The 14,272-nt window shown below is 41.2% G+C and carries 10 protein-coding genes; 6 read left to right on the top strand and 4 right to left on the bottom strand.

The genetic code is table 11. The features are described 5' to 3' along the window. Positions 1-72: 72 nt before the first annotated feature. A complete protein-coding gene (locus G6R02_RS00430; protein WP_164667277.1) occupies positions 73-594 on the top strand; it encodes a GNAT family N-acetyltransferase in 522 nt (173 codons plus the stop codon). Positions 595-693: 99 nt separating this feature from the next. Here G6R02_RS00430 and G6R02_RS00425 read toward each other — a convergent pair whose 3' ends face one another. Beyond that, positions 694-2,451 carry a methyl-accepting chemotaxis protein gene (locus tag G6R02_RS00425; RefSeq protein ID WP_164667276.1) on the bottom strand — a complete coding sequence of 586 codons (1,758 nt, stop codon included), beginning with the start codon at positions 2,449-2,451 and terminating at the stop codon, positions 694-696. Positions 2,452-2,709: 258 nt separating this feature from the next. On the opposite strand from G6R02_RS00425, the gene G6R02_RS00420 reads away from it, so the two are divergent. Next, positions 2,710-3,549: an FtsZ/tubulin family protein gene (locus G6R02_RS00420; protein ID WP_164667275.1), complete on the top strand. Its 840-nt coding sequence runs from the start codon at positions 2,710-2,712 to the stop codon at positions 3,547-3,549. An 886-nt stretch (positions 3,550-4,435) separates the two neighbouring features. On the opposite strand, the gene G6R02_RS00415 is transcribed toward G6R02_RS00420, so the two are convergent. After that, complete coding sequence (locus G6R02_RS00415) at positions 4,436-5,467, bottom strand: S66 family peptidase (protein WP_164667274.1); 1,032 nt, start codon at positions 5,465-5,467, stop codon at positions 4,436-4,438. 98 nt (positions 5,468-5,565) lie between these two features. Here G6R02_RS00415 and G6R02_RS00410 point away from each other — a divergent pair, with 98 nt between their 5' ends. Then, positions 5,566-6,315, top strand: coding sequence for a uracil-DNA glycosylase family protein (locus G6R02_RS00410; RefSeq protein WP_164667273.1), 750 nt, complete (start codon positions 5,566-5,568; stop codon positions 6,313-6,315). 77 nt (positions 6,316-6,392) lie between these two features. On the opposite strand, the gene G6R02_RS00405 is transcribed toward G6R02_RS00410, so the two are convergent. Together G6R02_RS00405 and G6R02_RS00400 are read right to left on the bottom strand one after the other, a co-directional pair. Continuing rightward, positions 6,393-8,216, bottom strand: a complete 1,824-nt coding sequence (locus tag G6R02_RS00405; RefSeq protein WP_164667272.1) for a coiled-coil domain-containing protein — start codon at positions 8,214-8,216, stop codon at positions 6,393-6,395. 4 nt (positions 8,217-8,220) lie between these two features. Continuing rightward, complete coding sequence (locus tag G6R02_RS00400) at positions 8,221-10,269, bottom strand: efflux RND transporter permease subunit (protein ID WP_164667271.1); 2,049 nt, start codon at positions 10,267-10,269, stop codon at positions 8,221-8,223. 163 nt (positions 10,270-10,432) lie between these two features. Here G6R02_RS00400 and G6R02_RS00395 point away from each other — a divergent pair, with 163 nt between their 5' ends. The 3 genes from G6R02_RS00395 to asnB all read left to right on the top strand — a co-directional run bounded on the left by G6R02_RS00395 (position 10,433) and on the right by asnB (position 14,188). Continuing rightward, complete coding sequence (locus G6R02_RS00395) at positions 10,433-10,987, top strand: TetR/AcrR family transcriptional regulator (protein ID WP_164667270.1); 555 nt, start codon at positions 10,433-10,435, stop codon at positions 10,985-10,987. 326 nt (positions 10,988-11,313) lie between these two features. Next, positions 11,314-12,171 (top strand): alpha/beta hydrolase, encoded by an 858-nt coding sequence (locus tag G6R02_RS00390; RefSeq protein ID WP_343032925.1) that lies wholly within the window; start codon positions 11,314-11,316, stop codon positions 12,169-12,171. Between the two features lie 169 nt (positions 12,172-12,340). Next, positions 12,341-14,188 carry an asparagine synthase (glutamine-hydrolyzing) gene (asnB, locus tag G6R02_RS00385; protein ID WP_164667269.1) on the top strand — a complete coding sequence of 616 codons (1,848 nt, stop codon included), beginning with the start codon at positions 12,341-12,343 and terminating at the stop codon, positions 14,186-14,188. The last annotated feature ends 84 nt before the right edge of the window (positions 14,189-14,272 follow it).

The following is a 14,272-nucleotide window of genomic DNA, read 5'->3' as shown; positions in this document are numbered from 1 at the left end:
TCTGTTTTTTAATAGTATAATTGACGCAAATACCTTTTCAAAGATTAGAAAACCGAACAAGAGGAGATTTATATGGATACTCATTTCAGAAAATTAACCGAACCAAACCCAAGCATTCTGGAAGCCTTCAACAGATGGGAAAACGACTCGGAATTAATTCCATTAACCCGTCCTAATCAAAACGAAAAAGAACTGAATCGCCGGGATAACGTGACCTTGGATAACTTGAGAAAACGTATGAAGCACCAAAATATCTATCTGATATATTTGAATGACCTGTTAGCAGGTGAAATGAATTATATGGTCGATCCAGGTCATCTTTATAAAAAAGTACCTGGAACCGCCTGGATTGGCATTACAATCGGTGAACCCGTTGGACGCGGCCAAGGGATTGGTATGAAGGCAATGAATTTTTTGGAGCAAGAGATTAAAAAACAGGGGATTAAACGTATTGAATTGGGAGTTTTTGAATTTAACAACCAGGCTTACAGACTCTATCAAAAGCTGGGATACAAGGATATCGGTCATATTGATGATTTTACGTATTGGCAGGGCAGAATGTGGGCTGATATACGGATGGAAAAATATTTGTAATAAAAACAGGTACTGTTTAAACCGACTGGCCCAAAAGCAATAAAAAAGCTGCACGATATTTCGCAGCTTTTTTAATCATGCTTACATTCCATACCCACGCTATTCTACAGTGAATTTTTTTACCTTTGCATTTAAGTTGTTGCTCATCTCAGCAAGTTTCAACAATGCATCAGAAATTTCTTCCATTGCAGCGTTTGCTTCTTCTGATATCCCAGCCACCGTTTCAGCATTAGATGAATTTTGTCTGGCAGCAGTTTCTATTTGCCGGATTGTGTCTAAAATACTTCTTGTTCTTTCCGTAACTCGGCCGATATGTAATAACACGTGCTTTACTTCAGCAGCTGCAGAGGAAGTTGAATCAACAATTTTTTCAAAACTATTACCTGCATTCGTAATGATTTCTCTGCCTTCTTCTGTAATGTCATTTGTCTGTTCCATGGACACTTTTGTATTTTGTGTATCGTTTTGAATTTCTCCAAGAATCAAGCTGATTTCATCTGTTGCTTCCGTTGATTGGACAGCTAATTTTTTTACCTCGTCGGCTACCACTGCAAAACCTTTTCCTGCCTCCCCCGCTCTTGCAGCTTCAATTGCCGCGTTTAATGCCAGGAGGTTTGTCTGACTGGAAACATCATTAATCATAGCAACTATTTTATCTACTTCACTGGTTTTTTGTACTAAATTATTTATTTTTTCTACCGAATCTTTTACTTTAATTTCAATATCATTTATTTTTTCCACAATTTTGTCCATATCTTCTTTACCGGCTTGTGCGTTCTGATTTGCCGTTTCTGATAAAGATGTAACAATTTTAAAGTTAGCTTTGACTTCCTGAACATCACTGGAGATTTCTTTAATTTGAAGGTCTGTTTCACTGATTCCTTCCATCTGTTCATTTGTCTCAGATGATACCTGTTCAATCGATGTAGCAACCTCATTGACCCCTGCTTTTGTTCCTTCCGCATTCAATGATAATTGTTCAGATGTATGTGTCACATGATACACATTCTGCTTAACGTCTTTGATGACTTGTCTCAACGTTTCCGTCATTTTATTAAAATTAGATGTTAGCTTTCCAAGTTCATCATTCGTTTTTACTTCTAAAGGCTCAACAGTGAGATCATCTGTCGTAACTTTATCCACCTGACGGGAAATTTGTGATATGGGCCTCGTAATCACGACAAGGGTTACATAAATCAGACCAACCGTAAAAATAATCGAAATGACTGCAATCATTAAAATCCAGGAGATACCTTCCTGACTTAACCTGACCGAATCATTTACACCCTCACTTATTTTTACTCTGGCAGTATCAATGATGGATAACAGTGCATCATTGGATCGGTCAAAGTAGGCTTTACCTTTAAATAATTCGTTTTGTGCAGCAAATTGATTGCCACTGGCAGCATTCTCAATCATATTGGCAATCAGCTCTTTATAACCTTCCCATTGCTTCATAAACTCAGCGTAATGCTGTGCTGCATTCCCGTTATTTAACTGTTCTATCAATGGTTCGAGTTCACTTTGGCTTGTTTCTACACTCTCAATCGTATCATTTATATTGCCTTCCAGCTTGCTGATTGTCACTGACATGGTCGAATTAACCATCTCATTCGCATACCTGTTAATTTGCAGCATACCATTATTCATCTTTGTCACTTCAATAAGTATAGGAAGGGACAATTGGTTAATTTCTTTATCATTTTGAGAAATAGCATTCATTTTACTGTAGATAACAGTACTCATCGTAACTAATAACAAAAGAACGATAGCAAAACTAACAATCAACCTTGCGCGAATAGTTAAATGAATATTCCCGGGACGTTTGAACCGTATACTGTGTAATTTTGGCAGCAATTTCACTACTTCCTCCTCAGTTTTACCCGTTTCAATCTACCATCTATGATACAAAAGTATGATTATGGAAATAAGCGAATTTACTATAACTTAACTAATTCTTTACATTACAGGCCGGGTAGCTCACATATGAGTGTTAAGGAACCTCATATTTCCGGCTCATTCTACAAAACTAGTTGTTTTTCATGACATCATCTGACAGGCTTTTTATGATACTTGCTGTAGAATGGGTGAAAAGTGTTGTATAGGAGAGAGGATATGGATACACTTGTAAAAATTTATCAAACGGATTATGAAGCTTTTGCAACGGACCAGTCCATAACAGAAAACCTGGAACCGGATAACCTGTGTTTCTATCAGTTTAGCGGTGGCAACGCCAATGAAACGGATGACCTGATTAATCAATTGGATGCATTGAAAGAGAAAAAGGCTTTGCTGATTGGGATCTTCCGCTTTCCATTTCGTTTTGAAGGCAAAAAAAGATTCCAGACCGCTTCATCCCAGTATTTCAGGATGAAGGAACTTTGTGATGCTGTCATATACTTTCACAGTGATGCGTTAATGGAATCAATTGATAAATATACGACAATCCGGGAAGCAAATCAGACGTTCCATGCGATTGAAGAGCACACGATTCATACGATGAAACAGCTGATTGAAAGAACCGGTGACATGAATATTGACTTCCAGGATATCGAGGCATTCATCAACAAAAATAAGGGACCCCTATTTTTACATACCGTTGAAGGCGAAACTTTTGATGAGCCTTTAAAAGATCTCATCTCAACACCTTACCTGCCTGATGATTTCGCGGACGGCAGGCAGCTTATGCTGAATATCGGTTATGCACGAGATGTTGATATGGAAGCCTATCGTCAAATTAACTTGCGACTGCATGATCTTTTTTCGAAAGCAGATTTGTTTAAAATTGGCACCTATTTTATGGACGAACCAGGGCAGCACTTCAACATCACCTTGCTTGTGAACGGCATTCGTGACCCGATTGACACGCCGGATGATTTTAAGAAGCTGTCAAAATACAGAACACTATTTAGGAAGTGGCAGGGACTGACCAAAAAGGGACGGCTGTTTTCGTAGGAGCTGTGTTATTTGGCTGGTTAATAGCAACTTCGATACGTTTCTGCCAGTAGGTAGGGCTGCGGAATCCGGTGAACTTAGCTTTTCGCCGGAGTTGCCACGGGTGGTTTCTATGTAATTCAGTTGAAATCGTGTGTTTGGCTGAAGTTGTCACAGTTCCCGCTGAAGTTCACAGGAATTTCGCTGAAGCTGTCACAGTTTGTTCGCTCACATTCCGACTTAAGCTCAGAGACCCGTCCAGTACTTTTTAACTCAACTTTCACAGCGTAAAAATGAACACATACGCCTTGTAGGAATTAGGGAGGTCAAAGATACACTACTAAGGTTGACTTTGAATTAACGGTAAAATATTTTAGTGAGGTTTCCGTTTTTTCCTTTCGTTTCCCTAATGAAGGACATTTCATTGATGTTTTCACCTCCTTTTGTCCTTCATAATCCTTATGAACCACTTTTCATCGATGTATTCACTTCCTTTTGTCCTTCATAACCCCGATGAACCACTTTTCATCGATGTATTCACTTCCTTTTGTCCTTCATAACCCTTATGAACCACTTTTCATCGATGTATTCACTTCCTTTTGTCCTTCATAACCCCGATGAACCACTTTTCATCAATGTTTTCGCACTCTTTTGTCCTTTACACCAGCCTCGCATATATAACAGCTCAGGAGGGATATTTTCACTCAAAATGTTCCGCTGATTATATCTTTTGCGTACAAAAAGCTTTTATGTTTACTGAGGTTGTCAAGGCAACAACTCAAAAACGTTTCGAGATTAACAAATTTAACTGTTTGAGCCTATACTATTGGTGCGAAAATTGAGTTATTAAAAAACACCTCTCCTCCTTCCAAGCAGGGATGAAAAGGTGTTTTTTAGTTTCAATTCTTTATTCCGCACCACTTTCCAAAATCGCAAACGTGCCATTCCCACAATCCACTTCTGCCATAGCCCCGTACGGCAAAATCATCTTCGGTTCGGTATGGCCAAAGTTCAGATTGTACATAATCGGCAAGTCTTCGAGCTTATATTCCCTCATGACCGTCTGAATAGCCTCTTTATACGCATCGTAATACATTTCATCCTGGGGCTTGCCAAAAATAATACCATTCGTTTTGTGCAGAATACCCTGGGCTGCATAATTACGCAGCCAGCATGTGACGGAGTCTGGCGAAGGCTTCTCTTCTGAAGTTTCAAAAAAGAGAATGCTGTCCTCCCAATATTTTTTGTCCGGCCAGAGAACTGTCCCTTTCGCAAACTCCAACACCTCCATACAGCCGCCAATCAATCGTCCCTGTATCACTCCGGAACCTTGCAGGACTTCATAACCCTGATTCGGCTGCATCTTGCGCCTTGTATTTTTGTTGACGATATCCCATTCCAGCCGCTCACTCGTCCATTTCTTAGCAGGTTCGATTTCACCAATTACCTCGCTGGAAAATAACGTCCGCTTTATCAGATCAACTGTATACGGGTCCATTGCCACATTTTCAGCAAAATCAGTCATAATCGCCGGCCCATAAAACGATGACAGGCCTGCTTTGTGACAGAATAAATGCGGAATGGTCACATCCGAATAGCCCATAAAGATTTTCGGATTCTTCCTGATCACATCAAAATCAATGTATGGAAGCAGACGAATACTTTCGCTTCCTCCTATGTTTGCGATAATGCCCTTGATGTTCTCATCACGGAACGCCTCCATTAAATCTTCCGCGCGTGCTTCCGGATGTTCATAAAGATAATCCGCACCCTTTAAACTGTTCGGCATAGCAACTACTTCAAGCCCGAACATATCACGCAGCCGTTCCACGCCTTGTTCATAGCGCCATCTTAACTCCTGCTCCCCGGCACCGCCCCATGACGGACTGATTGTTGCCACTTTGTCTCCAGGCCTCAATTTCTTTGGTTTTATAAGCATCCAAACACCTTCTTTCTTAGTTTGATATAATAACACATACTTTCTATTAGTGATATATTAAAAAATAAAATTCTATTTATCCTAAGGAGCACCTGGATATGTTACATACAACACTTAAACGATTTCTGCCGGCCATTCAATCATTAGGAACTGACCGGCCACTCACCAAACAAGATTTATTAACACCGTCATTTTTGATGGACAAAGAAAACGATATAACCATGTACTATGCACCTCATAACGAATATATCAACAGGGACGCGAAGATTGTGATTGTCGGCATTACTCCGGGATGGAATCAAATGAAAACTGCCTTTGAACAATTTGTAGAAAGCCATTCGTCAGGTAAATCGCTGGAAACATGTCTGAAAGAAACAAAAGAAGCTGCCGGATTCGCCGGTTCAATGCGGAAAAATCTCGTCGACATGATTGACCAATGCGGCATCCCAGACATACTCGGTATTAAAAATTCATCCGCTTCGTTCGGAAAAGACAGGAACCTCCTTCATACAACATCGATCATTAAATACCCGGTATTCTTAAAAGGGAAAAACTATACGGGACATCAGCCGCCTATCGACCGTTCTCCATCCTTGCAGCATTATGCCTTTAAAGAGTTCCCGGAAGAATTAGCACAAATAATATCCCCAGCGCTGGTAATTCCGCTTGGTAAATCAGTTGAACAATCAATTCTCAGGTTGGTTGAGGAAAACAAGCTCCCTAATCATACCTATTTAACCGGTTTCCCGCATCCTTCCGGGGCAAACGGACATCGCTTCAGACAGTTCCGGGAGCATAAGAAGCAGCTTCAAGAAAAAGTAAAAACCTGGGCTGACAGGATTAAATAACTCGGATCCCCTTCTTAAATATGTAAAAACCAGCCTGAATCCGATCAATCAGGCTGGTTTTCTGCACTAATATTTTATTAACGGAACAGATCCAACAATCGTCCCCAAAATCCTTTTTCCTTTTCTTCATCTGTTTCTTCTTGTGTTGTTTCGGTTTCTTCCACTTCAATCGGTTCTGTCTTCAAAACAAATTGAACGACACCGACTTTACTATTTTTATCTGACACAAACGATTTCGGTTCAAAGTCAGAGGTATCATATTCATCCATCATTTCATCGACCTCAGATTGCATTTGGCCAGGCAAATCACTGGTTTCTTCCTGCAATTCCTGTGTGCCGTTTTTCAGCTCACTTGCGCCGCTGTCAAGGGATGAAACGCCATCAGACAGTTCCTGAATACCAGAATCAAGCTCCTGATACGATGAAGCCAATTTACCGACACCATCCGTATAATCAACCAGGCCGCTATGGAATGTTTTGTACTCGGAAGCCAGAGAGGATAGCCCTTTTTGCAGGTCTTTTATGGCATCCATCTGATCCATCCCCGCCAGACCTTTTTCAACTTCTGCAGCCATTGTTTCGGCATTATCAGCCATTTTCCCTAAGTTGCCGGAAATTTGATCCAATGTGCCTGTTACAGATCCAAGTGCTTTTTGGATTTCCATGGACTGATATATTCCTTTGGCATTACGAGCAGCCTGATAAGTGTCGACCAGCTGTTTTACAACTTTTTGATTAGCATCACTTTCACGTAGTGCCTTTATTTGCTCGTCAGTAATATTGTAATCCGGAATCCCGTTCATAGCTTTACTCAATTCTGTATATGCAGCACCATAATTTTTGCTCAGGGTATCCAATCCATCAGCCGACTTCCGCAACCCCTCAGCCATACCACGTAATCCATCAGGCAATTTCTTAAGCCCGCTAAGATCCATACTGCCGGAGTTCCCTTGCATTGATTCACTCATCTTGTTCAATGCATCTCGGATATCTGCAGATCCATTAACGAGTTTGCCGGAAGATTGATCAAGCTCTTTGATGCCATTCAGGTAGTCGCTCGAACCATTGTTCAGATCGGCCGCTCCTTCATTAAGCTCGGAAATGCCGCTGCTCAAGTCGCCGACACCTTGATTGATCTCATGAATAGCATCGGACAATGACTGCATTTCACCCTTCATTCCACCCAGATTCGGATCTTCAATCGGCATGGAAGCAGGTGTTGCCGTAATGTTAATCGGGTTCATCTCAATATCCGTCACACTGGCGGACACAATGAACGTTTCCTCTTTTTCCGGCATCACAGTAAATGTCACTTGTGTATCCTTTCCGGCACTGGCTTTTATGGCATCTGGCGCCTGGATATCGTTAAATGTCGCCGGATCCATTGTCAGCGAAATTTGCAGCATATAATTTTTGAAAAAAGCTGGATCGACATCCTCATTAGCGGATGTGGCAATCTGCAGTTCCAGGGCACCGCTTTTCCCGGCTAATTCCTCAGGTGCTATTTTTTTGCCATCCAGCATGTAAGTTATATCTATATTCCAAGGGAGTGGCTGATTGTTCATGTCTCCCTGGTAATAAAATTCACCTTTTTCCGCCTGAAATCGGATGGTATTCCCATCCTTCTGTATATCCTTTAAGTTACTCAGGTTGCGTACATCGGAGTAATTTCCGTGATCAATGATTTTACCTGGATCGGTCACGTGGAAGGTGTTCACCACATACATATTCTCAAGTGCACCACTCGCATCCAAATTACCGTATATCGCTTCATCTTTCGCAGAATACTTGCCTGCTTCCGTTTCATCACCGTTATTGTCTTCAGCCAAAGCATTTAATGGAAGCGAACCAAACACCAACACTGCACTCATCATAACAATTGCCAATTTCTTTATCCGCACATCATCACTCCCCTTTAAAAAAGTTTGGTTTCCATGTTGTCTTTTCAATGATCCGGTCAAATACAAGAAGCAATGCCGGCAGAAATAGAACCACCATTATAAACGCCAGTAACGCACCGCGTCCGAGCAGCAGCCCGATGGATGATACGATTGGGTCTGATGACGTTGCCCACAGGATAAATCCAACACTCGAAAGGATTGATGCAGACACGCCAATCGAGAAAATCTTCTCATTAATGGTTTTCTTAATCGCATCCATGGCACGCAATTCTTTTCGATTTTGTGTATAAGCTTCCGTTAAAAGAATCCCGTAATCAACCGTTGCCGCAAGCTGAACCGTACTGACAATCAGATACCCCACATAAACCAGGGAAGAATTGGTGAAGTACGGCACCGCTAAATTGATCCAGACGGCGGACTGAATCGTCAACAGCAATACGACCGGGATGGAAATCGACCGGAACGTGAAGAGCAGGACAATCGCAATCGTGATCACAGTTAACAGATTGACCAGCGTATTATCCCGTTGCACGATATCCTTCATATCATACAAGGTGACACTTTCCCCGAGGAGCTGATAATCATCACCGTAATACTCCTTTGCGATTGACCTTACATCCTCCACTAGATCAAATGCCTTCTCGCCCTCCGTTTCCGTTGTCGTATTTAACGTAATCCGGCTGTAATTCTCTGAAAAGAACTTTTCTGTCTGCGATTCATCGAGATACTCCGGCGGTATTCCCGCCCCAACTGTATTCACATAAGAGACGGTGCTTTTTACAGATTCGAAGTTATCGAGTTCATGCACAAGTTCTTCTTCCCGAGCAATGTCTCCCTTTGGAACAAGCAGAACCATTGGTGTAAACTTGCCAAAAGATTCCTCGATTTCCGCTGCATCACTGCCGGCCCGTGTATGTTCCGGACTTTCCCCGGTTCCATAAAGGAAATTAGTCTGAGACTGTGCCAGAAAAGCCGGTACAATCAGGACCATCACGATCAGCAAAACAGGAATACGTAATTTCAAAAGATATTTCCCGACATTATAAGTGCTCGGTACAAATGGTTTATGTTGTGTTTTATCAATCCATTTATAAAACATCAACGTGAGTGCCGGTAGAAAAATCATGACACTGATAAAACTGAGCGCAATCCCTTTGACCAGGTTCAGACCCAAGTCAGCACCAAGACCAAATTCCATAAACGTCAGGGCCATGAACCCGAAGAATGTGGTCGACGCACTCGCTGCAACGGCAGGAAACGACCGCTTCATCGCTTTTTTCATCGCTTCTGTCGGATCCGCTATCTCATGCCGATATTCGTCAAAGCTATGGAGCAGGAATATCGCATAATCGAGCGACACGGCCAACTGCAAAATAGGTGCTACCGCCTGCGTAATGAAGGAAACTTCGCCAATAAAAACGTTCGTCCCCATGTTAATCACGATTGATACACCAATTGCTGTCAGGAAGAAAACCGGTTCAATCCATGAACGCGTTGACAGCAGAAGAATCAAAATAATTATTGGAACGAGAATCAACGCTGCATTCAACGTTTCGGTACCGGTCTTTTTTTGCGATATCGCCGTATTCAGGGCTTCCCCTGACATGGCATTATCATCACCGATCAGCTCATAGACCGCATCCGTCGTTTCCACTTCTTTCCCTTCTTCAATATGGAAGGAAAACAGCGCATCACCATCCTGATAATACGACTCAACGGTATCCGTATCCGCCATTTCAATTGGTTTTTTGAGATCAATAACATCATCGAGCCACATCACTTCAGAAACACCATCAACGGCTTCAAGTTCTTCCTTGAATGCCAACGCCTCCTGAATGGAGATGTCCTTCATCATGACCCGTGAGTTCGGGGTAGCCCCGTCAAATTCTTCATTCATAGTATCCGTCGCTTCAATGGATGGTGTGTCATCCGGCAAATAGTCGACCATATCATGATTGACCGGAACGCCAAACTGCACCACCGCACTGATGATTGAAAGCACCACAAATGTGATAACAATCGATTTTTTATGTTTTAAAATTTGTGTTGTCATATCAAACGGTGTACATCCTCTCTTGATTCATCCAATAGAACACTATAATATTATAATAGACACTATGTTGGATTTACAACAAACAGTTTTCTAACTTGCGTACAAAAGCCAACATATGGAGACAATGTGTTGACAAATCCCAAAAAGAAGGTGTGACGATTTGATGAATAAAAAACTCGACCGCCGCAAGAAATATACCCGAATGGTCTTAAAGGATAGTTTAATCAACTTACTAAAAACAAAACAGGTTTCAGCCATTACAGTAAAAGAAATCTGTGAACAGGCCGATATTAACCGTTCCACCTTCTACACGCACTACAGCGATCCATTTGATTTGCTGGGGCAAATAGAAGAAGAACTTATTGCAGATTTAAACACTTATTTAAACCAATATAATTTCGAGCAGGAAGAAGAATCATTGCAAATGACCGAAAAACTTCTCGAATATGTTGCATCCAAATATGACATTTGCCAGACACTCCTCAACGAAAATGCCGACCATTCATTTGAACGGCGCGTCATGGACGTTGCCAGGACATTTCTTATTAAAAACTGGATGCATAACAACAATGAAGCAGATCCGGCCATATCCGAATACACCAGTACCTTTGTCATCAGCGGAAGTATCTATGTCATCAAACATTGGCTGGCAAACAACATGGATCAACCACCCAAGCAAATCGCCCAACTAATTAATAGTTTCAGGATCAGGGAGTAAGATAAATGCCCGGCATACCCCTTTTATACCTATAATCGAATAAAGTTCTGAAAAAGTGGCATCATTTCCATGCCACTTTTTTGGGTTTCGGTTCGATTATAATAGTGAGAAGGTATATCTCAATACGATGGAAAATTATCTGGGAAAATTGATCTATTCATGCGATACTAATTATAGAAAAATGTATTCGCTTTCGAAAAAGTGTGCCATAGAAGCAAAGGGGGAAAATTTGCGTGAAAAAGAAATTACGCATTACGTTAGGAAGTCTTATCGCTGTTTTATTCTTTGGATTAATTTTTGCAGGGAATTATTTTTACGGGTAAGGAATCAAAAGGGGAACTGAGGTAGAGCTCCACCGCGAAGCGTCGACAGTAAATGCTGAAGCAACCACTAAAGCTCAATCTCTTCAGGAAAAAGCAAAAAATTGGTATGAAAAACAGCAGACAGAGAAGGTCGAAATAACATCCTATGATGGTCTGAACCTTTTCGCACAATTTATTGATCACAAATCAGCCAACGACAAAGCGGTTATTTTAGCACACGGTTTCCGGAGTACAGGTGATGATATGGGGAAGTTTGCCAAAATGTATTATGAAGAAGGATTTGATATTCTTTTACCTGATGCACGGGGGCATGGAAAAAGTGAAGGCGATTACATAGGCTATGGATGGCATGACCGATTGGATTATCTCGACTGGATTGACTTGTTGATTGAAGAATATGGTTCAGAGGATATTATTTTACATGGAAACTCGATGGGTGCTGCGACTGTTTTGATGACAAGTGGCGAAGATTTGCCGGAAGAGGTCAAAGGAATCGTTGCCGACAGCGGTTACACTACTGTAAAAGATGAATTAGCATATCAATTGCAGCACATCTACGGTCTCCCATCATTCCCGCTGCTTGATGTAACAAGCGTTATCACGAAAATTCGTGCGGGTTATTTCCTGGGAAAAGGTTCTTCGATTGCTCAAGTTAAGAAAAACACACTTCCTTTATTCATCATCCACGGGGAAGAGGATGAGTTGGTACCAACTGAAATGGCTCACGAAATATACGATGTAGCCGGCGGGGAAAAAGAATTATGGATTGTGTCTGATGCAGGACATACAAAAGCATTTGATAATGTTACTAAGGAATATCAGGATCGTGTGATGGGGTTTGTTGACGGGATCTTAAATTGACAGCTTTCTTATTTCACTTGTTCAGTAGTTGATTACGGCCCTGGCTGGTGTCCTTTGCCTTAAATATGGGCCGGGAAGCGTTTACCGTTTTCTATTTGGTTACGGCCATCCTTTTACTTGCATATAATAGCCGCAGGGGAATAGTATACAGCGGAGAGGATGAGATGCCTTGTGTGGAATCACTGGCATTATTCAATGGCAAAACGATGTTAGGGCGGAGAAAACAACTTTAAGAAAAATGGCAGAAACATTGACTTCAAGAGGCCCAGACGATTCGCAAGTGTGGTTAAGTCAACACGCTGCTTTTGGTCACAAAAGACTGGCAGTTATCGATCCTGACGGCGGAAAACAACCTATGAGCAAGGAACATAACAATGTGACGTACACACTTGTTTACAATGGCGAATTATATAATACACAAGAATTAAGGCAGGTACTAAAAAGCAAGGGATATGAATTTACTACGTCATCTGATACGGAAGTTTTACTGACAGCCTACATTGAATGGAGAGAAGCATGTGTCCAGTATTTAAATGGTATCTATGCATTTGGCGTATGGGATTCGGCTGAACAACAGCTATTTATGGCACGTGATCGGCTTGGTGTTAAACCATTATTTTTTCTGGAGTCTCATGGACGTTTCATATTTGGATCAGAATTAAAAGCGATTTTAGCACATAATGATGTTCACTCAGAAGTCGATTATTCGGGATTAGCCGAAATCTTTGGTTTAGGTCCATCACGCACCCCAGGGCATGGCATATTCAAAGGGTTTAAGGAACTCAGGCCAGGCCATGCATTAACCTTTTCAAAAGCGGGATTAAACATTTGGCGTTATTGGAATGTGGAAAGTCGTAAACATACGGACACGATAGATGAAACAGCCGAAAACGTCAGACGTTTATTTGTTGATGCGGTTCAACGGCAATTAGTTGCGGATGTTCCAGTATCTACATTCTTATCAGGCGGTTTGGATTCAAGCGCAATCACTGCAATTGCAGCAAACAATTTTGAAGTGAATAAAAGAGGCACATTATCAACTTTCTCAATTGATTATGATGGAAACGATCAATACTTTAAGGCAAGTAAATTTCAGCCCGCAAGTGATCAGCTTTGGATTGAAAAAGTTGTTAATCATTTGTCAACTAATCAACATAATGAAGTGATAACTGGATTTCAGCTAGCGGATTTATTAAAAGAATCGGTAGAGCTGCGAGATCAACCCGGGATGGCAGATATTGATTCTTCGTTATTATGGTTTTGTCGTAGAATCAAAGAACATACAACAGTAAGTTTGTCAGGAGAATGTGCTGATGAAATTTTCGGGGGTTACCCGTGGTTCCATGACATCTCTGGTAAACAGCGAGAGATTTTCCCTTGGATGAAATCATTAGATTCCAGAATTGATTTGCTGTTACCTGAATGGCAAAATAAACTTGATTTAAAATCCTATGTAATGGATCGATATATGGAAACTATTAGCGAGACCCCTCGTTTGGCTGGAGAAAATGAAGAAGATGCACGACGAAGAGAGCTGTTTTATTTAAATATGCACTGGTTTATGGCACAATTATTAGATCGTAAGGATCGAATGAGTATGGGAGCCAGTCTTGAGGTTAGAGTTCCCTTTGCTGACCACAAACTAGTCGAATACGTGTGGAATATCCCATGGAATATGAAAAATTTACATGGAAGGGAAAAGGGTATTTTGCGCAAAGCGCTGGAAGGTCTATTACCAGAAGAAGTATTATATCGAAAGAAAAGCCCTTACCCTAAAACTTTTCAGCCCGAATATACGCATCAGGTAGTGAATTGGATGAAAGAAATACTAGCGGATCCTGAATCGCCACTATTTAATTTTATAAGGCGGGATCGAATCGAAGCTATTGTAAAAAGTGAAGGAAAAGAATTTACCGAGCCATGGTATGGACAATTGATGACGGGTCCACAGCTAATTGCTCATTTATGTCAAATTGATTACTGGCTAAGAACTTATGATGTTAAGGTTCGGGAATAATAAAGCAAAACCCATTCTTTTACCTGGATGGGTTTTGCTTTTACTCTGTTTTATTGATATTAGACTTCTCATGTTTTCCGAACA

Origin of the sequence: Virgibacillus doumboii, assembly GCF_902806455.1 — a bacterium.
Taxonomy (GTDB): Bacteria; Bacillota; Bacilli; order Bacillales; family Amphibacillaceae; genus Lentibacillus; species Lentibacillus doumboii.
This window is presented reverse-complemented; position numbering and strand designations above follow the sequence as displayed.

Excerpts from the sequence above, each read along its gene's own strand:
- G6R02_RS00430 (WP_164667277.1), top strand. The coding sequence starts at position 73 with ATGGATACTCATTTCAGAAAATTAACCGAACCAAACCCAAGCATTCTG.
- G6R02_RS00420 (WP_164667275.1), top strand. The coding sequence starts at position 2,710 with ATGGATACACTTGTAAAAATTTATCAAACGGATTATGAAGCTTTTGCA.
- G6R02_RS00415 (WP_164667274.1), bottom strand. The coding sequence starts at position 5,467 with ATGCTTATAAAACCAAAGAAATTGAGGCCTGGAGACAAAGTGGCAACA.
- G6R02_RS00410 (WP_164667273.1), top strand. The coding sequence starts at position 5,566 with ATGTTACATACAACACTTAAACGATTTCTGCCGGCCATTCAATCATTA.
- G6R02_RS00400 (WP_164667271.1), bottom strand. The coding sequence starts at position 10,269 with ATGACAACACAAATTTTAAAACATAAAAAATCGATTGTTATCACATTT.
- G6R02_RS00395 (WP_164667270.1), top strand. The coding sequence starts at position 10,433 with ATGAATAAAAAACTCGACCGCCGCAAGAAATATACCCGAATGGTCTTA.